The organism is Streptomyces sp. NPDC025721 (assembly GCF_055558595.1).
This window is the reverse complement of record NZ_JBVHMF010000008.1, coordinates 198,765-219,521: the sequence shown is the minus strand read 5'-3', so window position 1 is coordinate 219,521 and position 20,757 is coordinate 198,765. Positions and strand designations below refer to the sequence as shown.

Here is a 20,757-nt window from a genome sequence, read left to right as displayed (position 1 = left end):
ACACCCCTCCCCCCCCCCCCCCCCCCCCCCCCCCCCCCCCCCCCCCCCCCCCCCCCCCCCCCCCCCCCCCCTCCCCCCCTGCCCGTACGTCGACGCGTACGCCGTACGAATGCCGGCCGCGTCGTACGGTTACGGCTGCTCGTTCGACGGACGGGTGCCGCCGCCGAGCTGGTCGTTCAGCTTGTCCTGGACCTGGTCGACCTGGCCGCTGTACTTGTCGCCGGTCTTCTTGTCGACCATGTCACCGGCCTTTTCGACGCCTTGGTGCGCCTGGTCCTCGTGACCCTTCAGCAGGCCCTTGAGCTTGTCGAGCATGGACATGGCTGCCCTCCTTGGGGGAACGCCTTGCTCTCCCCGTTGCCCTCCCAGCATCGGGGCCCCCGAAGGTTTTCGCATTCCGGACAGGTCCGGACGAGTTCGTACGTTCTCCGGGGACGCCTTCCGGAGCGTTTCCGCGGCGTACGGTCCGGTGAACGTATCCGCGTACCGGCGTATTGGCGCATTGGCTTACCGACGTACCGGCGTACGGCTCAGGCGGCCTCGGCGGTCGCGCCGTCCAGCGCGGCCAGCAGCCAGTCGTGCGTGCTGCCCGGGGTCGGCTCCGCCGGGCCGAACAGCTCCCCGGCGAGCTGCCAGTAGCGGTCGATCCGGGGGTCCGCGCCGAGCACCCCGCCGAGGCGGCGGCGGAAGGCCGGGGTGTCACGGGCGCCGCGCGAGCGGGCGTACGCGGCGACGAAGCAGTCCAGCGCCTCGCCCTCGTGCGGACGCCGCCCGGCCCGCAGGTGCGGGGCGGCGAGCCCGTACGCCTCGATGAGGCCGTCGTACAGGACGGCCGGGCGGTAGCCCTCCTCGGGCCGGTGCGCGGCGGGCTGGGTGGGGTCGCGGCCGTCGCCGGGGCTAGCGCCGGAGGCTTTTCCGGAGATCTTTCCCGCACCGTCGCAGCTCCCCGACACCAGCGCGTGCAGGCGCGCGAAGGCCAGGGCCTGCGCCGGGGTCGGCGCCTCGGGGAGCTGCGGAATCGTCCCGTCGAGGATGGCCGAGACCAGCCGGGCGGGCATCCGCGGCGGCAGCCAGCGCCGCCAGAAGCGGGCCATGGCGGCGGTGCTGGGCGGGCTCGGGAGCGCGCCGACCAGCAGCAGCCGCTCGGCGCGCTCCCCGGGGCCGCAGTCCTGGAGCGCCTGGAGCGCGGCCTCGCGCCAGCGCAGGGCGGCCAGGCCCGCGCCGACCTCGCGCAGTTGCCCGGCGATCAGGCCGTCGAGCACGTCGGCCGCCGCGTCGGCCCCGGCCGCGCTCGCGCGGTCGTCCTCGTCGAGGACCCGGTGGACGTCGGGGACCGCGAGGCCGAGGCCGCGCAGCGAGCGGATCGTGCGGAGCCGGTCGAGCGCGGCGGGACCGTACCTGCGGTGGCCCCCGCTGCTGCGGCGCGCCTCGGGGAGCAGGCCGCGGTCGGAGTAGTAGCGGACGGTCTTGACGGTGACGCCCGCGCGCTCGGCGAGTTCCCCGATGGTCCACAAACGGTCAGGCGGCACGGCTTGAACCTCCCTCAGGGGGAGTTCCTACGGTACCCGCGGCCGGGATAGCGGCCGTTCCGCAGGGTGACCGAGGAGATCTCATGACGGCGTACGTACTGGTGGCAGGCGCTCACACCGGCGGCTGGATCTGGCAGGAGACCGCGCGGGCGCTGCGGGAAGCGGGCGCGCGGGCGTATCCGGTGACGCTCACCGGCATGGGCGACGGCGGCCGTCCGGCCGGGCCCGACACGGATCTGGAGACGCACATCCGGGACGTGCTGGAGGTGATCGACGCGGTGGCCGCCGCCGAGGGGCCGGTGGTGCTCGTCGGGCACGACTACGGCATCCACCCGGTGGTCGGCGCCGCCGACCGCCGCCCGGCGCGTACCGCCCGCGTCGTCCATCTGGACACCGGTATCCCGCGGGACGGCGATCCGCCGCTCGCGCTCTACCGCGACCAGGAGCTGCGGGACCGCGCGCAGGACGGTGACGGGCCGGTCCCGCCGCCGTCCGGCCCTGAGGAGTGGGCACGGCACGGCAGTACGGCCGGGGTCCCGGCGGACGCGCTGGCCCGGCTGACCGACCGCGCCGTACCGCAACCGCGCGCCACCCTCACCCGGCCGCTCCGCCTGACGGGCGCGGTCGCGGCGCTGCCGGTGACGGGCGTCTTCTGTACGGCGAACGGTTCGAGCATCGCGCTGGTCGAGACGCTGGTCGGGCTCGGCGACCCCCGGCTCGCCGTGCTCACCGAACCGCGGGTGACCTTCTTCGACCTCGGCACCGGGCACTGGCCGATGCTGTCCGCTCCGCGCGGGCTGGCGGACGTCCTGCTGCGGGCGGTCGCGGGGGAGGGGCGACGGCTCGCGCCCAGGGGTGAACAGGCCCCCCAGCAACGGCCGTTCCCCCTCCCCGTCGCCGAACTCCCCCGCGAGCGGCACGGCCGCGTCGACCTCCACCTCCCCCGTGCCGAACACCCGTCCCCCGCCGTCGTGTTCGTCCACGGCGGCCCCGTATCGCCGGACGTCCGCCCGACTCCGCGCGACTGGCCGGCCTTCCTGGGCTACGCCCAACTCCTGTCCTCCCAGGGCGTGGTGGCCGCCACCGTCGACCACCGCTTCCACGACCTCACCGACTTCGACCGCGCGGCCCACGACGTGGCCGAGGCCGTCGCCCTCGTCCGGGCCGACCCCCGCGTGGACCCCGACCGTGTCGCCCTCTGGTTCTTCTCGGCGGGCGGCCTGCTCTGCGCCGACTGGCTCGCGGCCCCGCCGCCGTGGCTGCGCTGCGTCGCCCTGACCTACCCCGTCCTCGCCCCCCTCCCCAACTGGGGCCTGTCCGCCACCCGCTTCCACCCCGCCCCCGCCGCCCTCCCCACCGTCCTCACCCGCGTGGCCCTCGAGGTCCCCGAAATCGCCGCCACGGTCGACCGGTTCATCGCCTCGGCCGCCTCCTCCGACGCCCCCCTGGAGGTCGTCGAAGCCCCCGAGGCCCACCACGCCTTCGAATCCCGCGACCCCGCCCGCGTCTCCACCCCGCCCCTGCGCGCCGCCGTCTCCGCCGTCCTCGGCCACCTCACGGCGTGAGCGCGGCTCGGAATCCCGGACGCCGGACGCAGGGCATCGCAGTGGCGGTCGCCGGGACGGCCCAGAGTCCGTCTATTGACAACGACAACCGTTTTCGTATAGTGGACGTCATGGCACGCAACGAAGTACGTCCCGTGATCAAGCTCCGGTCCACCGCCGGTACCGGATTCACCTACGTCACCCGCAAGAACCGTCGCAACGACCCCGACCGCATGGTGCTGCGCAAGTACGACCCGGCGGCGGGCCGGCACGTGGAGTTCCGCGAAGAGCGCTGAGCGCCGGGAACCGGGGGTGGAAAGGGGCGGGGACCTGTGATGTCTCCGCCCCTTCGGGGGTTATTCGCCGACGTCTCGCAGCCGCAGGTCGGAGAGGGATTCGCGGCGGACGAGGAGGCGCGCGGCGCCGTTGGCGGCGGCGATGACCGGGGGACGGCCGACGAGGTTGTAGGCGGACGCCATCGAGAGGTGGTAGGCGCCGGAGACGGGGACGGCGAGGAGGTCGCCGGGGCGGAGGTCGTCGGGGAGGGGGACGTCGGCGGCGAGGATGTCGCCCGCCTCGCAGTAGCGGCCGACGACGGTGACCTCGGCGGCGCGGCGGGAGGACGCACGGCCGATCAGCCGGGGCGCGTAGCGGACGCCGTACAGCGCGGGCCGCGGGTTGTCGCTCATGCCGCCGTCGACGGCGACGAGAGTACGGCCGCCGGCGCGCTTGACGGCCAGCACGCGGTAGAGGGCGACGCCCGCGGGGCCGATGATCGCGCGGCCGGGCTCGACCGTGAGGCGCGGCACGGGGAGCGCGGCGCGGGCGCACGCGGCGGTGAGTTCGGCCCTGACGCGGGCGGCGAGCGCGGTGATGTCGAGGGCGGGTTCGCCGGGCCGGTAGGCCACGCCGTGGCCGCCGCCGATGTCGAGTTCCGGCAGCACCACGCCGTGCTGGTCACGGATGCGGGCGAGCAGTCCGACGAGCCGGCGTACGGCGGCGACGTACGGCTTGACCTCGGTCACCTGCGAGCCGATGTGGCAGTGCAGGCCGGTCAGTTCGAGCCCCGGCTGGCCGAGGACGCGGTCGACGGCGTGCTGGGCGGAGCCGTCGGTGATCGACAGGCCGAACTTCTGGTCGTCGGTGCCGGTCCGCACCGCGCGGTGGCCGCCCGCGACGACGCCCGGCACCACGCGCAGCAGGACCTTCTGGCGTTCGGCGGGCAGCGTCATCGTCGCCAGCCGGGCGATCTCCGCGCCGTTGTCGATCACGATCCGTCCGGCGCCGAGCCGCACCGCCGCCCGCAGGTCCTGCGGGCTCTTGGCGTTGCCGTGCACGATGATCCGCTCCGGCGGGAAGCCGGTCGTGACGGCAAGTTCCAGCTCGCCGGCCGAGCACACGTCCAGACCGAGGCCCTCCTCGCGCACCCATCGGGCGACCGCCCCGCACAGGTAGGCCTTCGCCGCGTAGACGACGTCCGCCCCGGGGAAGGCCGCCCGGTACATCCGCGCCCGCGACCGTACTTCGGCCTCGTCCAGGACATAGAGCGGTGTCCCGAAGCGGTCCGCCGCCTCGGCCAGCGACACGCCCCCGACAGTCACATCCCCCTCCGGAGCGGTACGCGCCGAGGCGGGCCAGACGGACAGGTCGTCGTACGGGGCACGCGTACGCCGTCGCGCACCTGGCGGCGGGGTCAGTGAGATCGACATGCGGGGCTCCTTCCTGCGAGTTCCGGGGAGGTCCTACGAGGCCAGCGCGGGGGAGGCGGCCTGCCCGGGCCGCCCGCCGTCCGGGGCGGGGGCAGCGGCATGGACAGGTGCCGGAGCGGTGAGGCGCGGGTCGATCCGCAGCGCGGTGACGCCCAGCGGCGCGGCCAGAGCGCGCAGGGCCGCCTCCGACAGCCGGATCCACGGCTGCCGCGCGCCCAGCGTGCGTACCAGGCGCTCCTCGCTGGTGAAGGCGACCGCCGTGCGGGTGCCGAGGGGGGTACGGAAGAACCTGGTCGTGCGGCAGCACGCGGGGGAGCTGCCGGGTCCCGACCGGACCGGCACGAAGAGCGCTCCGGTCGGGGGACGATCAAGGGGGTCGGGGTCCTCCGACGACTTCCGGGACTTCTGGTACGACATCGCGCGCTCCTTACGTGGCGGCCGGTGGGCCGCGGGCTCGGTCAGGAACGCTATGCCCGCCGGGCGGCCCCTTCGCGGGGCCCTGACGTCGGCTTGACGCCGGGAGCCCGTTCCCCGACGGTCCCCATACGGCGTGGCCGCGAAGGGCCGTAAGCAGCCGCGAGAAACCGTGAAGACGGGGGCGGCCGACCCGGCTTCGCCACCGAAGCCGGGGCAGCCGTCGAAGGCGGGTCAGCCCACGTGGACGCGGGGGCGGCGGGAGCGGTCGGGCTCGGCTTCGCGCAGGACCTCGCGGGTGACCGGGGCGACCTCGCCGTGGCCGAAAAGGAAGAAGCGGAGGAAGTTGGTGAAGGGGCTGCCCTCGGTCCACTCGAAGTAGATGTGCGGCTTGGTGCCGGTGGTGTCGCGGACGTGGAGGAGGAGGGCGGCCAGCGCGTTGGGGACGGACGAGCTCTCCAGGGACAGCACGCGGTAACGGCCGTGCAGGACATGGCCTGTGACGCGCAGGGCGGACTCGAACTCGGAGGCGTCGAGGACGGTGACCTCGACGAAGACGAGGTCGTCCTCGGGCGGGATGTCGTTGTCGGCGCGGATCTGGTGCACCTTGTCGCGGTACTCGGCCGCGTCGCGCAGCCCCGGCTCGTTGGCGATGAAGCGAATGCGGCGGCTGGCGATGTCGCGGACGAACCGCGTGGCCATGTCGTCCAACTCCACGCTGGTGACGCGCAGTTCGAAGGCGCGGGCGAGCCGGGACAGCAGCGAGACGAGGATGATCCCGGCGATGAAGCAGGCGCCGATCTTGACGCCGTCGGGCCGCTCCACGACGTTGACGACCGTCGTGTAGAGGAAGACCACCGAGATCACGGCGAAGACGACCGTCCAGCGCCGCTGCCCGGCCTTGCGGGCGGCGATCGTGACGGCCAGCGCGGCCGAGCTCATCAGGACGAGGACGCCGGTCGCGTACGCGCCGCCCTGCTTGTCGACGCTGGCGTCGAAGATCCAGGTGACGAGGAAGGCGACGAGCGTGAAGACCAGCACCATCGGCCGCACCGCGCGCGCCCAGTGCGGGGCCATGCCGTACCGCGGAAGGTAGCGCGGCATCAGGTTGAGCAGGCCCGCCATCGCGGAGGCGCCCGCGAACCAGAGGATGGCGATGGTGGAGAAGTCGTAGACCGTGCCGAAGACCGACCCCAGGTACTCGTGGGCGAGATACGCCAGCGCGCGGCCGTTGGCCTTGCCGCCGGTCTCGAACTCCTTCTTCGGGATCAGCACGGTGGTGATGAAGCTGGTGCAGATCAGGAAGACGCTCATGATCAGCGCGGCCGTCGTGAGCAGCTTCTTCGTGTCGCGGATCCGGCCGACCGGCCGCTCCTCGGTGTCACCGGGGTCGCCCGCGACGTTCGGCATGACGGCGACGCCGGTCTCGAAGCCGGACATGCCGAGCGCGAGCTTGGGGAAGATCAGCAGGGACACGCCGATCATGACGAAGACGTTTCCGCGCTCGGCGGTCAGCGCGTGCGACCAGTCGGTGACGACGTGCCCGGCGGTCGCGACGTGCCAGAAGCCGGCGATGACGACCACCACGTTGAGCGCCAGATAGAGCCCGACCAGGACGACGGCGATCCCGATGGCCTCCAGGAAGCCCTTGAGGAACACCGCGCCCAGCAGCGCGACCAGGACCAGCGTGATCACCATCTGGTGGCTGTGCAGCGCCGTGGCGAAGTGCGGATTCTCCACCAGGTGGGTGGAGGCGTCGGCGGCCGAAAGGGTGATGGTGATCAGGAAGTCGGTGGCGGCGAAGCCCAGCAGCGTCAGGACGAAGAGCTTGCCCTTCCAGAACGACAGCAGCCGCTCCAGCATCGCGATGGAGCCCGCGCCGTGCGGGCTCTCCTCGGCGACCCGCCGGTAGACGGGCAGCGCGCCCGCCAGCGTGACCAGGACCAGTACGACCGTCGCGATCGGCGACAGCAGCCCGGCCGCGAGCGCCGCGATGCCGGGCTGGTAGCCGAGGGTGGAGAAGTAGTCCACGCCGGTCAGGCACATCACCCGCCACCAGCGCTGGCCCTTGTGGGCGGGCGCGGCTTCCCGCTCCGCCGCCCCGCCGCCGCCCGACTGGTGCTTGCCCATGTCGGAGAGACCTTCGAGCAGCCAGGCCCTGAAGCGGCTGCGCGGGGGCGTCGAGGACCGCTCGGGCGGGACGGTCGTGGTCATCCGGTGGGCTCCTGGGGTGCGGCGGATCGGTCGGGCCATCGCGGATGACGGCCCGGCCAGCGTACGCACCCCTGCCCCGCTGACACATGATCGGCCGCCCGGGGTGTTCCGGGCGGCCGACCAGGCATTTCATCGGGACGGTGGGGGCTTTGCCGGGGTCTGTCCCGGCGCGCCGGCCACCGCGGCCCGCGAGTCTTAACGCTTTCTTAGCGGCCCCGCGCGAAACCTGTACGGATCTCCGTATGGACTTCGCGCGAGGCGCTTGTCACGAGGTGTCGCTCAGCGCGCGCTTCTCACGGCGCGCTCCTCACCGCGCGCTCCTCGAAGGGCAGCCGTCACCACGCCGACGGAGCCGGCGGAGCCACGACCGGCGGGCGGTCGTCGCAGGTGATCGTGTTCGGCAGCTCCCACGACGCGAACCACGGCCCGGTCGTACCGCCGCCGGTGTTGCCGCCGAGGTCGGTCAGGGAGAACTCCGAGCCCGCGGGCGTGAAGTTGAAGGAACCGCAGTTGTTGACGCCGACGGCGCCGACATTGCGCGCTACCACGTTCTCGAAGGACGCGGAGCCCGCCACCCGGCCGCTGACCACCGAGGTACCGGTGCCGTCGACCTTGATGTCCTTGAAGTGGACGTTGGTGACCGAGTACAGGTCCTTCACCGGCCAGTCGGCGACGAGCATGATCGCGTTGTACGTGTTGTCGAGGAAGTTGTCCCCGGTCACCCGGATGTCCGCGTCGATGTTCTTCTCCAGCGCGTAGAACCAGATCGCGCCGAGCCCGATGTTCCAGTTCAGTTCGTACGTGCCCGCCCTGACCGTGGTGTTGTCCGTGATCCACAGGTGGCCGGTGAACGCCTCGGAGCCGAAGCGGGAGCCGACCTGGATGGCGCTGCCCTCGCGGATCGGGTCGGCGATCAGGTTGTTGGAGACGGTGTTGTCCGTGCCGCCGTAGAGCGCGATGCCGTTGGCGAGCACCGGCGTCTGCACGGTGTTGTGGTCGATGGTGTTGCGCGCGTCCTCGGTCTTCTCCGACCACAGCGCGAGCGCGTCGTCACCGGTGTTGCGCAGGAAGTTGTTGGAGACCGTCGAATTCGTCACGCCGGTGTGGAAGTTGATGCCGTCGGCGATCTGGTCGACGATCACGTTGTTGGTGATCCTCAGGTTGCTCATCGGCCCGTCGAACCACATGCCGACCTTGGTGTGCTGGATGTACAGGCCGTCGATGGTCGAGTTGCTCAGCGAGCCGCCGATGCCGTTGACCTGGTCGGTGTCGATGCGCTCCCGGACGTCGCCCTGGATCGCGAAGCCGGACAGGTGGACGTTCGAACTCCCGCCCTTCGAGGCGTCCTTGCCGTAGAAGCCGACACCGGTGTGGACGCTTCCGTCGGGCGCCGGGGTGGCGAGGTCGACCTGGCGGCCCTTGATGATCGTGTACCAGCTACCCGCGCCCTCGATCGTCACGTTGTCGACGACGATGTGCCGGTTCACCTGGTACGTGCCCGGCGGGATGTACACCTTCAGGTGCGTGAGCTTCGCGAAGGCGATGGCCTTGTCGATGGCGTTCGCCGAGTCGCGGCGGCCGGTCGGATCGGCGCCGAAGGCGAGGACGTTGGCCGCGATCAGGTCGATCTTCGGCGGCGCGACGAGCTGCGAGTCCAGCAGGTCGATCGTGGTGGTCGCGGCGGTGGCGCCCGCCGGGACCTGGAGCCGCACCTTGTCGCCCGCGCGGTACGTCTTCCCCAGCGACAGCCGCTGCTCGTCGTAGAAGTGGTTGGGGCGGAACGGCTTGGCGAACACCGGTGCGGGCGTGGTGTCCCGGGGCACGCAGGCGCACTCGGTCACCCAGTAGTCGGGGTGCAGGACGTCGGCGCCCGGGTCGTTCGAGAACGGGTACAGGTTGTAGAGCCACGCGTACTGCGAGGTGAGCGTCAGGGCCTTGCGGTCCTTGCCGTTCACCGTCACGTCGAGCGGCGAGGTGATGCCGCCGCCGGTCGGCGCGTCCGGGATGCTGTACCGCACGTTGATCGCGTTGGCGGCACTCGGAAGGGTGAACTCGACGTACTGGCCCGGCTTCAGCGACACCGCCTTGCGGCCCGACGCCTCGGCGGGCAGCGTGTACGCGTCCCGGCCGGGGCCGATGACCGTGCCGTTCGTCGCGGCGTTCTCCGCCTCCTGCTCCGCGAAGCCGACGTTCGCGCCGCGGCCGGCGACGAGCGAGGGGTCGAGCGCGGCCCGCGTCACCACCGGGGCCGTACCGCCGCCTGTTCCGCCCGATCCCGTACCCGCCAGGGCGGTCGTACCACCGGCCATGATGCTGAACCCGACGGCTACCGCGGTCGCCGTCGCGACCACGACCGCGGCTCTTCGCCGCGGTCTGCCCGACCACTCCACCACAGCACCTGTGCTGCTCCGTGACATCGAAAGCTCGTTTCTGTCGAGACCTGCCGAGAGGGTGAGGTGACATTAGGGCGCGCGCGTCCGGTTCCACAAGGCTCATGCGAAATGATTTCGTAACCCTGCTGTCGAACTACGTCCGTTGGTTGACTTCTTGCAATCACCTGCAACACCTGTTGCAGGCGTCCCCGCCTCCGCGCCGGAGCGATTGCCGGGAAGCGGCCCCGGCGGGGGTGCGAACAGGGGGAGAATCGGGGGGACTTCGGCGCCGCGCGGACGCGGAGGCGCGCGGGCGCGCAGGCACGAAGAGCGGTCCCCGGGGGAGGCGACGAGGCGTGGGGCGGCGACTTGCTCCGCTGATCGCTCCGTACGAGCACGAGCACGAGCACGAGCACGAGGACGCGGGGCTGCGGCAGTTGACCGCGCCGGGGCACGACGCGGAAGCCCCCGTCCTGCTCTACTTCACCGGCCACGGCCTCACGGACGACGCCGGACGGCTGCGCCTGGCGACGGTCGACATCCGCCGCGACCAGAGCCCTGCCGGTGGCGCGTCTCCGTCGGCACCTCGCTCAACGCGTCGCCCGCGGTGGCGTACGGCGCCGGGTACGTCGGCGGTATGCGGTGCCCCGCGCCGGAGGGTGAGAACCGGCGCCGGAAGGTGAGAACCGGCGCCGTCCACGACGGTACGGCTACGCCTCGGCGTCCTCGGTGGCCTTGGCCTTCTTCCCGTCGGCCTTCTCCGTGGCGTCGGCCGTGTCGGTCGTGTCGGTTGTGTCGGTCGTGTCGGCCTCTTCGGCCTCCTCGACCTCTTCCACGTCGTCCGTGGCGTCGGCCGCCTCCGGCTTGTCGTCCTCGAAGTACGTGTCCAGCACCGCGTCCAGTTCGGCCGCCCAGGTCTTGAGCAGCGGCTTGGAGGGCGCCTCGACGTCGGTGTCGAACCAGCGGCGGGTCGAGGTGTAGACGGTGACGGAGAAGCGGCGGCCGAAGCGCGGGGTGTCGATCTCGACGGCGCCGATCTCGTCCCAGCCGAAGTCGGCGGTCTCGCCGTCCAGTTTGAAGGTGATGCCGGTGCGGTCGGCGGTGATCGAGCCGCGGCGGTCGGAGACCGAGAACACCGGGCCGGTGTCCTCCTCCGTCGCGTCCTCGTCGTCCGCCGCGCCCGTGTCCTCGGCGACGGCCTCGACGGCGGCTTGGGGCACGGCCTCGGGCGCCGGTTCCGGCTCGGCCTCGGGCGCGGCCGGGGGCGCGTCCTCCGGGGCGTCGTCGTCCACCACGGGCGCGGGCGCCTCGGCGGCGGACCGCGCGGGGGGCGTCAGGCCGGGTATGTACGCCGGGTCGACTCCGGCGGGCGGTATCGGCGGGGTGTTCGGACCTGTTTTCTGCTCCACGGCGCGAAGTATGGCCGATGAACCTGTGCCCGCGACAGCCGTAACGGCCCCTGGGGCCGGGATACGGGCGCGATCGTGATGCGCGCGCGCCCGGCCGCCCCCTCGCCCGGGCGAGGGGCCGACGACACCCCGACGACACCCCCGTCGGCACCCCGACGACACCCCGTGGGGCGCGCCGGGGCGGGGTGTGACGCGTTTTACCCGGCGAAAATCTGGTTCCGTGGTACCGTTGTTTTCAGTTGCAGTTGTGGTTCCCAAAGACTTACAAGTGCTCCTTCATCGGCATACGTGCCGATAGGTGCACTTTTGTATTTCCGCTGTTCTTTCCTGAACGGGGCAATCATTGCGGCGACACGGGGTCCGTAATCCGCGGGCTTCGATGTACTGCCCCTGAAGGAGATTAATATGGCTTCCGGTACCGTGAAGTGGTTCAACGCTGAAAAGGGCTTCGGCTTCATCGAGCAGGACGGCGGCGGCGCCGACGTCTTCGCCCACTACTCGAACATCGCCGCCCAGGGCTTCCGTGAGCTCCAGGAAGGCCAGAAGGTGACCTTCGACGTCACCCAGGGCCAGAAGGGCCCGCAGGCCGAGAACATCGTTCCCGCCTGACGCGTCTGAATACGCCTGACACGTTCAGCGATATAGCTGGGGCCCGCGCCTTGGGGTGCGGGTCCCGGCTTGTTGCGTTGTACGGATTTCCACCGCGTTCCGCCGTTTTCCACGGCTTTTTCATGGCGCGGAAATGTCGAAGCCACGGGAGGAAATGTCCCGACCGGCTTCGTTTCGCTTTTTATCCGGCTCGTTCTTGCGATTGTCCCCGCCGCCTCACGGCCGCCGGGAAATCCTCGATACGTGTCGCATCGAGGAAGGGTTCCTTTGAACCGCACATCTCGCACGAACGACCGTTTCAGCCGCACCCGAACGGGTGGTTCCTCCCGTACGGGCGGCTCCGGCTCGGGCTCCGGCCGCTCCGGCGGCCAGTCCCGTAGCGGCGGCGGCTCCCGCTCCGGCGGCTACGGACGGCGGCCCTCCGCGCCGCAGGGCGAGTTCGCCCTGCCGGTGACGGTCACCCCGCCGCTGCCCGCCGTCGAGTCCTTCGCCGAACTCGACCTGCCCGACGCCGTGTTGAACGCGCTGACCGTACAGGGCGTCACCGTACCGTTCCCGATCCAGGCCGCCACGCTGCCCAACACCCTCGCGGGACGTGACGTGCTGGGCCGCGGGCGCACCGGCTCGGGCAAGACGCTCGCCTTCGGCCTGGCGATGCTGGCCCGTACCGCGGGGCAGCGCGCCGAGTCCCGGCAGCCGCTCGCGCTGGTCCTGGTCCCGACCAGGGAACTCGCCCAGCAGGTCACTGACGCCCTCACCCCGTACGCCCGCACGCTGCGGCTGCGGCTGGCCACCGTCGTGGGCGGCATGTCCATCGGCCGCCAGGCCAGCGCGCTGCGCGGCGGCGCGGAGATCGTCGTGGCGACGCCCGGACGGCTCAAGGACCTCATCGACCGCGGCGAGTGCCGGCTGGACCGGGTCGCGATCACCGTGCTGGACGAGGCCGACCAGATGGCCGACATGGGCTTCATGCCGCAGGTCACCGAGCTCCTCGACCAGGTGCGGCCCGGCGGCCAGCGGATGCTGTTCTCCGCCACGCTCGACCGGAACATCGACCAGCTCGTGCGGCGCTACCTCTCCGACCCGGTGGTCCACTCCGTCGACCCGTCGGCGGGCACGGTCACCGCGATGGAGCACCACGTGCTGCACGTCCACGACGCCGACAAGTACGCGACCGTCACCGAGATCGCGGCGCGCGACGGCCGGGTGCTGATGTTCCTCGACACCAAGCACGCCGTCGACAAGCTCACCCAGCACCTGCTCAAGAGCGGTGTACGGGCGGCGGCGCTGCACGGCGGCAAGTCGCAGCCGCAGCGCACCCGTACCCTCGCGCAGTTCAAGACCGGGCACGTCACGGTGCTGGTCGCCACGAACGTGGCGGCCCGCGGCATCCACGTCGACAACCTCGACCTCGTCGTGAACGTCGACCCGCCGAGCGACCACAAGGATTACCTGCACCGCGGCGGGCGTACCGCGCGGGCGGGCGAGTCCGGCCGGGTCGTCACGCTCGTGGTGCCCAGCCAGCGCCGTGAGATGACCCGTCTGATGGCCAACGCGGGGATCGCGCCGCAGGTGGCCCAGGTGCGGTCGGGCGAGGCCGAGCTGACCCGGATCACCGGCGCCCAGGCGCCGTCCGGCATCCCGGTCACCATCACCAACCCGGTCGCCGACCGCCCGCAGCGCTCCGGCGCGCCGTCCTCCCGCGCCCGCCGCGGCCGTCCGACGTCGCAGTCCCGCCGCCGCTCGTCCCCGATGCGCGGCGCGGCGTAACCCCTCAGGGCCGCGCGACCGGCGCGACCAGCACGACCGGCACCACACGCACGACGAGGGCCCGAGCCGTTCGACACGGCTCGGGCCCTCGTGCGTCCTGGCCGCGTTCGTCCTCGCGGCCCGCGGTGCGCGCGCGTTCGTCGGCGGCGCGCGGAGGACTACTGCCTGGTGCCTGTGCGGGCGCCCACCGGACCCAGGGGGCCCGGCGGGAGCGGGTCGGGGGCCGGGTAGAGGTAGGCGGGGCGGCCGAGCAGCAGGCGCTGGATGAGGAAGCCCAGGGCCAGGGTGAGGGCGCCCGCCACGGCGTCGGCGAGGAAGTGGTTGCCGGTGGCGAGGATGACGGTGAAGGTGAAGAAGGGGTACAGGAAGCCCAGGACCCTGACCCACGTTCTGCGGGCCAGCGCCGCGACCGTCAGACCGCTCCAGGCCGACCACACGATGTGGACGGACGGCATCGCCGCGTACTGGTTCGACAGCGACGACACGTCGTCGTTGTCCCACGAGCCCCAGGTGTGGTGCGTGACCACCGTGTCGATGAAGCCCTGGCCCTCCATCAGGCGCGGCGGCGCCAGCGCGAAGAAGGTGAAGCCGATCAGGGCCACGAAGGTCGCCGCGTACAGCGCGGTGCGCGCGCTGCGGTAGCTGGCGGGGTGGCGGGCGTAGAGCCAGATCAGGACGCCGAGGGTCACGATGAAGTGCAGCGTGGCGTAGTAGTAGTTCATGCCGACGATCAGCCAGTCGATCTTGTCGATCGCGTGGTTGATCGTCAGCTCGATGTTCACGTGCAGCTTGCGCTCGGCGTTGAGGATGTCCGTGGCGCGGTGCAGCGCGGCCTCGTGGTGCTCGGGCGCGGCGCGGCGGGTCAGCGAGTACGTCTTGTACAGCACCACGCTGAAGACCAGTTCGACCAGCAGGTGCGGGCGGCCGAGGCGGCGCAGCCGGGCGGGCAGGAGCGGGCCGAGGCGGCGGAATCTGCTCCTGGGGGCCTCGGCGGGCGCGGACCCGGACTCGGGTGCGGCCTCGGGCTCCGGGGCCGCGTCCTTGCGGAGCATGCCGGTGCGGGGCTCGTCGCCACGGGGTCCGTCCGCACGGGGTCCGTCCGTCCGCGCGCCGTCCGTACGCGGCGCGTTGCGCGTCGGGGACGTCATCGGCCGCCCTCCGGCGCGGCTGCGGGCAGGACCCGTCCCGGGTGCCGGGCACCTTGTGCGGGACTCGGGGGATACGCCAGCAGCATGAAGGTTTTCACTCTCGCCGTACGGTCCGGCCGTGGCCGGCGGACTCGGACGAGATTACATCGGACACCGAAGTTTCCGTCGTCCGGGTGGCGCCGAAGTGACGAGTCACCGCCCGCCGCGACGGGGTCCCGTCCCGCTCCTGAGAGGCCGCGGACAGGTGGTCCGTGACATGCCAGGGCCTACGCTCAAGGGCATGTCCCCGCACCACCCCGCGGTTTCCCCGCCGCGACCGCTCAGCAAGTCCGCCGACGCCCGGCTGCTCACCGAGGCCGTCACCCGGCTCCGCCGTGCCCTTCGGGTGTCCGTCGGCGGCGACGACCCGTGGGAGGCGCTGCCCATGGCCCAGGTGGAATTGTTGCAGGTCCTGGGCGAGCACTCGCCCGCCCGCATCGGTGATCTGGCCGTCCGGCGACGGCTCGCCGCCAGCACCGTCAGCGGGCTCATCGGGCCCATGATCGCCGCCGGGCTCGTCGCCCGGCAGACCGATCCCGCCGACCGGCGCGCCTCGGTCGTCACGCTCACCGCTGCCGGGCGGGAGCGGCTCGCCGCGTGGACGCTGGCGCACGAGCGGCGGATGGACGCCGCGCTTGAAGCTTTGCCCGATGCTGACCTTCGGGCGGTGCGCGCGGCCCTTCCCGCCCTCTTCCGGCTCGCCGAATTCCTCGACGGCCCCGCCCCCGCCCGGGACGGCTCGCCCCTGTAGGGCCCCGGGCCCGGTCCGTTCACCGTGCGCGGGCGGGCGCTTTTGAGGGCCGCCGGGCTCACCCCCCCCGCCTGGAGCCGACGCACAGGGGGCCCGGCCCCGAAAAGACCGGGGGACGGGCACGTGGGAACGGGGGCAGCGGCGGGGGCCCTGGAAGGATCAGGGGGTGCCCGCCAGGGCGAACGGTGGGAGAGGCGGCGTGGAGTGGTGAGCGGACCGGTCGAGGGGGAGGCGGAGGGCACGGACGGGGGCCGGTTCGGGGTGGCGGAGGGCACGGACGGGGGCCGGTTCGGGGTGGCGGAGGGCACGGACGGGGGCCGGTTCGGGGTGGCGGAGGAGGCGGTCGAGGCCATCGGAAGCACCCTGGACGAGCAGACGACCTGCGCGGAGCTGGTCGGCTTCCTGTGCCGCCGGGTGAGCGACGCGGCGGCCGTGGACCTGCTGCCCGAGGACGTACCGGCGGACCGGCGGCCGGAGGAGCCGGCGCTGACGCGGACGGCGGCGGCGGGCAGGTCGGAGCTGCTGGAGCCGAGGACGCCGCTGAGCGCGCAGTCGCTGTCGGTGCGGGCGCTGGACGAGGGGCATCCGATCACGGCGACGGCGGACGCGGACGGGAGTCTGCCGCGTACGGCGGTGTCGATGCCGCTGCTGGCGCACGGACGGCTGTACGGCGCGCTGTTGGCGGTACGGGCGGGCCGGCGGGGGTTCACGGCGGAGGAGACGGCGGCCGTGCACTACGCGGCGCGCCTGGCGGCCGTGCACCTGAGCCACGCGCGGCAGCACACGGCGGCGCACAGCACGGCGCTGAATCGCCAGCGGGCGCTGCTGGCCGAGCCCCGGCGCCCGCACCCGAACCTGGACATCGCGACCCGCTATCTCCCGGCGGGCGGCGGGAGCCTGGTGGGCGGCGACTGGTTCGAGACGGTACGGCTCAGCTTCGGCCGGACGCTGCTGGTGATCGGTGACGTGATGGGCCACGGCCTGGACGCGGCCGTGGACATGAACGCGTACCGCTCGATGCTGCGGTACGTGGCCTCGGCGGATCTGCCGCCGCACCGCGTGCTGCGCCAGCTCGACGCGGCCGTGGCCGAGGACGGCACCCGCCGCCCCGCGACATGCCTGCTGGTCCGGGTCGACCCGGCGCGGGGCAGCGTGGCACTGGTCAGCGCGGGACACCTGCCGCCGGTGCTGTTCTCGGCGGACGGCGCGGGCAGCCTGCTGCACCTGCCCGTGGGGCCGCCGCTGGGCACGGGCGTCGGCGGCTACGAGCTGACCACCCGTGACATCACCCCCGACCAGACGCTGGTGATGTTCACCGACGGCCTGGTCGAGCGGCGCAAGGAGGACATCGACGTCTCCCTGGCCCGCCTCGCCGATCTGCGGCTCCCGCCGGGCGCCGCGATCCAGACCGTCCTGGACGAAGTCCTCACCCGACTGGACGCCACCCGCGCCGAGGACGACGTCGCCGTGCTCGCCGCCCGCCTCCACCCCCGCGCGCGCCGCCTGCCCTCCTGATCCGGTGGCCCCCGGGCCCCGCCGCTGTTACAGAACTGTGGCGGTCCCGCCCTCGGGCGGTCCACAACCGGCCTTAGCTTCCGGGGGTGTTGGGGAAAAAGTGGCTGAAGTTAAGGCGGTTGGGCCGAGGCGCGGTACGCGCGGTACGCGTGACCCGTGCGAAACGCGTGGCCCGTGTGTTGCGGCCGCGCTATCCACGGCCGGGGCGGCGCGGCATACGGCGGTGGGTGCCGTCGCTGCGCCAGGCGTCGCTGCTGGCGCTGTGGGTGCTGGTGACGCTGACCGCCGTGGTGGGAGTGGCGTACGCGCGGACCCGGATACCCACCGACCTCAATGAATTCGCCACGCAGCAGGACAACGTCTACTACTGGGCCGACGGCACCGAGATGGCGCGGGTGGGCCCGGTGGACCGGCAGGCGATGCCGCTGGACCGGATACCCACGAGCGTGCAGTGGGCGGTGCTGGCCGCCGAGAACGCCTCCTTCTACTCCGACCACGGCGTCTCGCCGAAGGGCATCGGCCGGGCCGTCGCCACCATGGTGACCGGCGGCGACACCCAGGGCGGCTCCACCATCACCCAGCAGTACGTGAAGAACGTCTACCTCAACCAGAACCAGACGCTCTCCCGCAAGATCACCGAGATGTTCATCTCGGTGAAGCTGGACCAGAAGATGAGCAAGAGGCAGATCCTCGACGGCTACCTCAACACCGCCTGGTTCGGGCGCGGTACGTACGGCGTGCAGCGCGCCGCGAAGGCGTACTACGGCAAGGACGTCTCCCAGCTCAACGCCGGCGAGGGGGCCTTCCTGGCCACGCTGCTCAAGGGCGCCGCGCTCTACGACCCCGCGATCAGCCCGGCCAACCACCAACGGGCGGTGGCCCGTTGGAAGTGGGTGCTGGACCGGATGGTGAAGACCGGTCAGCTCTCGCGCGCCGAGCGCGCCGCGTACACCGTCTTCCCCGAGCCCAAGGCGCCGCCGAAACCCGTGGGGCTGAGCGGGCAGACCGGCTATCTCGTCGACACCGCGCGGGCGTACGTGTCCGCGCACAGCGACATCTCCGACGCGCGCTTCGACCTGGGCGGCTACCAGATCTACACGACCTTCGAGCGCCCGCGCGTCGACGCCCTGGCCGAGGCCGTGCGGCACGAGACCGCGGGCCTCGCACCGAAGGCGAGGACCGCCGACCGGAACGTCCGCGTCGGCGCCGCGTCCGTCGCCACCGACGGCCGGATCGTCGCGCTCTACGGCGGCCCCGACTACATCGAGCAGGGCTTCGACGACGCCAACATCACGATCGTGCCGGTCGGTACGGCCTACGCGCCGTTCGTCTACGCGGCCGGACTGCGGGACGGCGCGCTGCTCACCCGCGGCGCGCCGCGTACGCCCGTCACCCCCGACTCGGTCTACGACGGCGACGACAAGGTGCCGATACGGACGCCGGAGGGGCCGTACTGGAGCCGGGACGGCACGATCGTGAAGAGCCGCAACGACGGCGGGAAGTCCTGGGGGCGGATCAGCCTGCGGCAGGCGGTGGCGGACTCCGTCAACGGCCCGATCACCCAACTCGGCATGGACGTCGGCCTGGACCGGGTGCGGAAGGCGTCCGTCGACGCCGGGCTGCTGCCGCGCGGTTTCGGCGAGCAGGTGCCCGCCTTCGCCACCGGCACCGGCGTCACCCCGAGCCCGATCCGGGTGGCGAGCGCGTACGGCACCTTCGCCGCCGCGGGCGCGCACACCGATCCGTACTCCGTGCTCAAGGTCACCCGCGACGGGCAGCGCGTGGACATCGAACAGCCCGCTGTCACGCACCCGTTCACCCCGAAGGTCGCGGGCGAGGTGGACGAGGCGCTCAAGGACGCGGTGACCGGCGGGACCGCGCGCCGCGCGGTGAGGGCAGGCGGCGGGCTCGCGGGCAGGACGGAGCTGGCGGGCAAGACGGGCACGGCGGCCGGGGACCTGTCGGCCTGGTACGTCGGCTACCCGCCGAGGGGGGCGCGGGCCGCCGCGGTGGCGACGTCGGTCGCCGTCTTCCGACTCGACCCGAAGACGCAGGAGTTGCTGCCGCTGACCGGGACCGGCGGGCCGTCGAAGGCCACGAAGGAGTTCGGCAGCACGTATCCCGTCGACATCTGGACGCGGTACGTGGCGGTGGCCGGCTGAGCGGGCCGGGCCCCTCGGCGCGGGGCCCGGCCGCCGGTTCCCTGATCTCTCCGCCAGGCCCGGCTACTTGGCGGGAAACGTCGTCCAGTCCGGCGACTCGCTCGGGTCGAGGCCGCGCAATTCGGCCAGCACCGCCGGGTCCTGGACGTCCAGCCAGTCGGACAGCTCCTTGAACGACACGCAGCGCACCCCGTCCCGGTGGCAGACGTCCTTCACCACGTCCTCGACGGCCTGCATGTAGATGCCGCCGTTCCACGTCTCGAAGTGGTTGCCGATGAACAGCGGCGCCCGGTTGCCGTTGTAGACGCGCTCGAAGCCGTTCAGATAGCCCTGCCGGGTCTCGCGCTCCCAGGCCGGGAACTTCGCCGGGTCGCCCTGGGTCTGCTCGCCGCCCGACTGGTTGTAGAGGAAGTTGAAGTCCATCGACAGGACCTGGAAGTCCTTGCCGGGGTAGGGCATCAGCTCCAGCGGGAAGTTCCACACCCCGCCCGACTTGGCGGGCCAGAGCTGGAAGTCGCCGGGCGAACTGGCGTCGTACCGCCAGCCCAGCGCCTTGGCCGCGGGCAGCAGATTCTTCTGCCCCTCCAGGCACGGCGCGCGCCCGCCGACCAGCTCACGGCCGTAGTCGAAGGGCAGCGGCGGGAGGTCGGTGGAGCCGGTGTTCGTCTTCCAGTGCTCCACGAACGAGTACGCCTGGGCGATCTCCTTGCGCCAGTCCGCGGTGCTCCATGTGCCGCCGCCGCCCGCGTCGGGCGCGCAGAAGTGCCCGTTGAAGTGCGTCCCGATCTCGTCCCCGTCCTGCCAGGCCAGCCGCAGTTGCTCCAGCGTCTCCTTGATGTGCGCGTCGGTCGGGAAGTCGATCGCGGACGTCCCGGCCGCGTGCCGGGGCGGGTGGTAGAGCGACCGCTTCGCGTCCGGGACCAGGTAGATGCCGGACAGGAAGAACGTCATGTTCGCGTTGTTCTCCTTGGCCAACTCCCGGAAGCGCGAGAACAGATGGTCGTCGTTCTCCAGCGCGCCGTCCCAGGAGAACACCACGAACTGCGGCGGTTTCTCGCCCGGCTTGAGCTTCTCCGGCTTCGGCTGGTGCGGCTGCGGGCCGGTGTACGCGGTGGACCCGTCGCCGATCGGACCCTTCGTCTCGGTGACGGTCGGCGTCGGTGTCGGCGTCCCCGTCGATGGCCGTGCCGTCCTCGGGCTCGGCGCGCGGCTGGTCGGCGTCGCCCGCGACCGCGCCGCCGCGTCGTCCGCCTTGCCACCGCCGTCCCCGCCTGCGCCTGCGCCTCCGCCGGTCAGCGTCGCGACCAGCGCGACCGCCACTCCCGCGGCGCCCACCGCCGACGCCCCCGCCACCGCCGCCTTCGGCCGCTGCCCGACCCACGACCGCATCGCCGCTAATTTCACCGTCGCCCCTTGCTCCCCACCGGCACCGCACACGTCCGGCGCCAGTATTGACCGCCTTGCTGTGTATGCAGACGCGCGTTCGGGGCGTCCTGTCACAGCCGATACGGCGGAATCGGCGGCGGCGGGGAATGCCGAAGGGCCCGGCGGAGGGTCGCTCCGCCGGGCCCT

Annotated in this window: 17 protein-coding genes; 8 read left to right on the top strand and 9 right to left on the bottom strand. The window is 72.4% G+C overall.

Annotated features, from left to right (window positions below; genetic code table 11):
* Positions 1-129 precede the first annotated feature (129 nt).
* Both ACZ4EF_RS14655 and ACZ4EF_RS14650 read right to left on the bottom strand, forming a co-directional pair.
* Positions 130-321, bottom strand: coding sequence for an antitoxin (locus ACZ4EF_RS14655; protein WP_355339710.1), 192 nt, complete (start codon positions 319-321; stop codon positions 130-132).
* Positions 322-530: 209 nt separating this feature from the next.
* Positions 531-1,529 carry a MerR family transcriptional regulator gene (locus ACZ4EF_RS14650; protein ID WP_467504689.1) on the bottom strand — a complete coding sequence of 333 codons (999 nt, stop codon included), beginning with the start codon at positions 1,527-1,529 and terminating at the stop codon, positions 531-533.
* Between the two features lie 83 nt (positions 1,530-1,612).
* Here ACZ4EF_RS14650 and ACZ4EF_RS14645 point away from each other — a divergent pair, with 83 nt between their 5' ends.
* Together ACZ4EF_RS14645 and rpmG are read left to right on the top strand one after the other, a co-directional pair.
* Complete coding sequence (locus ACZ4EF_RS14645; RefSeq protein ID WP_467504687.1) at positions 1,613-3,094, top strand: alpha/beta hydrolase; 1,482 nt, start codon at positions 1,613-1,615, stop codon at positions 3,092-3,094.
* A gap of 110 nt (positions 3,095-3,204) precedes the next feature.
* Positions 3,205-3,369 (top strand): 50S ribosomal protein L33, encoded by a 165-nt coding sequence (gene rpmG / locus ACZ4EF_RS14640; RefSeq protein WP_355339719.1) that lies wholly within the window; start codon positions 3,205-3,207, stop codon positions 3,367-3,369.
* 60 nt (positions 3,370-3,429) lie between these two features.
* On the opposite strand, the gene lysA is transcribed toward rpmG, so the two are convergent.
* From lysA to ACZ4EF_RS14620, 4 genes are all read right to left on the bottom strand, one after another.
* Positions 3,430-4,782, bottom strand: coding sequence for a diaminopimelate decarboxylase (gene lysA / locus ACZ4EF_RS14635; protein ID WP_467504685.1), 1,353 nt, complete (start codon positions 4,780-4,782; stop codon positions 3,430-3,432).
* Positions 4,783-4,815: 33 nt separating this feature from the next.
* Positions 4,816-5,199 (bottom strand): SAV_915 family protein, encoded by a 384-nt coding sequence (locus ACZ4EF_RS14630; RefSeq protein WP_467504683.1) that lies wholly within the window; start codon positions 5,197-5,199, stop codon positions 4,816-4,818.
* A 231-nt stretch (positions 5,200-5,430) separates the two neighbouring features.
* Positions 5,431-7,410, bottom strand: a complete 1,980-nt coding sequence (locus ACZ4EF_RS14625) for an APC family permease (protein ID WP_355339728.1) — start codon at positions 7,408-7,410, stop codon at positions 5,431-5,433.
* Positions 7,411-7,745: 335 nt separating this feature from the next.
* Positions 7,746-9,827, bottom strand: a complete 2,082-nt coding sequence (locus tag ACZ4EF_RS14620; protein ID WP_467504681.1) for a glycosyl hydrolase family 28-related protein — start codon at positions 9,825-9,827, stop codon at positions 7,746-7,748.
* 311 nt (positions 9,828-10,138) lie between these two features.
* On the opposite strand from ACZ4EF_RS14620, the gene ACZ4EF_RS14615 reads away from it, so the two are divergent.
* Entirely contained in the window at positions 10,139-10,465 is a 327-nt protein-coding gene (locus ACZ4EF_RS14615) for a hypothetical protein (protein ID WP_467504679.1), read from the top strand.
* 27 nt (positions 10,466-10,492) lie between these two features.
* Here the strand turns inward: ACZ4EF_RS14615 and ACZ4EF_RS14610 are convergent, their stop codons facing one another.
* Complete coding sequence (locus ACZ4EF_RS14610; protein ID WP_467504677.1) at positions 10,493-11,191, bottom strand: hypothetical protein; 699 nt, start codon at positions 11,189-11,191, stop codon at positions 10,493-10,495.
* Between the two features lie 405 nt (positions 11,192-11,596).
* Between ACZ4EF_RS14610 and ACZ4EF_RS14605 the strand changes: the two genes are divergently transcribed.
* Both ACZ4EF_RS14605 and ACZ4EF_RS14600 read left to right on the top strand, forming a co-directional pair.
* Positions 11,597-11,800, top strand: coding sequence for a cold-shock protein (locus ACZ4EF_RS14605; RefSeq protein ID WP_161307368.1), 204 nt, complete (start codon positions 11,597-11,599; stop codon positions 11,798-11,800).
* A 267-nt stretch (positions 11,801-12,067) separates the two neighbouring features.
* Positions 12,068-13,570, top strand: coding sequence for a DEAD/DEAH box helicase (locus ACZ4EF_RS14600; protein ID WP_391041817.1), 1,503 nt, complete (start codon positions 12,068-12,070; stop codon positions 13,568-13,570).
* A gap of 158 nt (positions 13,571-13,728) precedes the next feature.
* On the opposite strand, the gene ACZ4EF_RS14595 is transcribed toward ACZ4EF_RS14600, so the two are convergent.
* Entirely contained in the window at positions 13,729-14,622 is an 894-nt protein-coding gene (locus ACZ4EF_RS14595; RefSeq protein ID WP_401718494.1) for a phosphatase PAP2 family protein, read from the bottom strand.
* A gap of 376 nt (positions 14,623-14,998) precedes the next feature.
* Between ACZ4EF_RS14595 and ACZ4EF_RS14590 the strand changes: the two genes are divergently transcribed.
* From ACZ4EF_RS14590 to ACZ4EF_RS14580, 3 genes are all read left to right on the top strand, one after another.
* Positions 14,999-15,508, top strand: coding sequence for a MarR family winged helix-turn-helix transcriptional regulator (locus tag ACZ4EF_RS14590; RefSeq protein ID WP_355339742.1), 510 nt, complete (start codon positions 14,999-15,001; stop codon positions 15,506-15,508).
* Between the two features lie 207 nt (positions 15,509-15,715).
* Positions 15,716-17,023, top strand: coding sequence for a PP2C family protein-serine/threonine phosphatase (locus tag ACZ4EF_RS14585; RefSeq protein ID WP_467504675.1), 1,308 nt, complete (start codon positions 15,716-15,718; stop codon positions 17,021-17,023).
* A 227-nt stretch (positions 17,024-17,250) separates the two neighbouring features.
* Complete coding sequence (locus ACZ4EF_RS14580) at positions 17,251-19,185, top strand: transglycosylase domain-containing protein (RefSeq protein WP_467504674.1); 1,935 nt, start codon at positions 17,251-17,253, stop codon at positions 19,183-19,185.
* 63 nt (positions 19,186-19,248) lie between these two features.
* On the opposite strand, the gene ACZ4EF_RS14575 is transcribed toward ACZ4EF_RS14580, so the two are convergent.
* On the bottom strand, positions 19,249-20,574 hold the full coding sequence (locus ACZ4EF_RS14575) for a polysaccharide deacetylase family protein (RefSeq protein ID WP_467504672.1): 1,326 nt from the start codon (positions 20,572-20,574) through the stop codon (positions 19,249-19,251).
* Between the last annotated feature and the right edge of the window lie 183 nt (positions 20,575-20,757).

What these genes read in the sequence shown, in the direction of transcription:
- ACZ4EF_RS14655 (WP_355339710.1), bottom strand. Translation starts at nt 321, where the DNA reads ATGTCCATGCTCGACAAGCTCAAGGGCCTGCTGAAGGGTCACGAGGAC.
- ACZ4EF_RS14645 (WP_467504687.1), top strand. Translation starts at nt 1,613, where the DNA reads ATGACGGCGTACGTACTGGTGGCAGGCGCTCACACCGGCGGCTGGATC.
- rpmG (WP_355339719.1), top strand. Translation starts at nt 3,205, where the DNA reads ATGGCACGCAACGAAGTACGTCCCGTGATCAAGCTCCGGTCCACCGCC.
- lysA (WP_467504685.1), bottom strand. Translation starts at nt 4,782, where the DNA reads ATGTCGATCTCACTGACCCCGCCGCCAGGTGCGCGACGGCGTACGCGT.
- ACZ4EF_RS14630 (WP_467504683.1), bottom strand. Translation starts at nt 5,199, where the DNA reads ATGTCGTACCAGAAGTCCCGGAAGTCGTCGGAGGACCCCGACCCCCTT.
- ACZ4EF_RS14625 (WP_355339728.1), bottom strand. Translation starts at nt 7,410, where the DNA reads ATGACCACGACCGTCCCGCCCGAGCGGTCCTCGACGCCCCCGCGCAGC.
- ACZ4EF_RS14620 (WP_467504681.1), bottom strand. Translation starts at nt 9,827, where the DNA reads ATGTCACGGAGCAGCACAGGTGCTGTGGTGGAGTGGTCGGGCAGACCG.
- ACZ4EF_RS14605 (WP_161307368.1), top strand. Translation starts at nt 11,597, where the DNA reads ATGGCTTCCGGTACCGTGAAGTGGTTCAACGCTGAAAAGGGCTTCGGC.
- ACZ4EF_RS14595 (WP_401718494.1), bottom strand. Translation starts at nt 14,622, where the DNA reads ATGCTCCGCAAGGACGCGGCCCCGGAGCCCGAGGCCGCACCCGAGTCC.
- ACZ4EF_RS14590 (WP_355339742.1), top strand. Translation starts at nt 14,999, where the DNA reads ATGTCCCCGCACCACCCCGCGGTTTCCCCGCCGCGACCGCTCAGCAAG.
- ACZ4EF_RS14575 (WP_467504672.1), bottom strand. Translation starts at nt 20,574, where the DNA reads ATGCGGTCGTGGGTCGGGCAGCGGCCGAAGGCGGCGGTGGCGGGGGCG.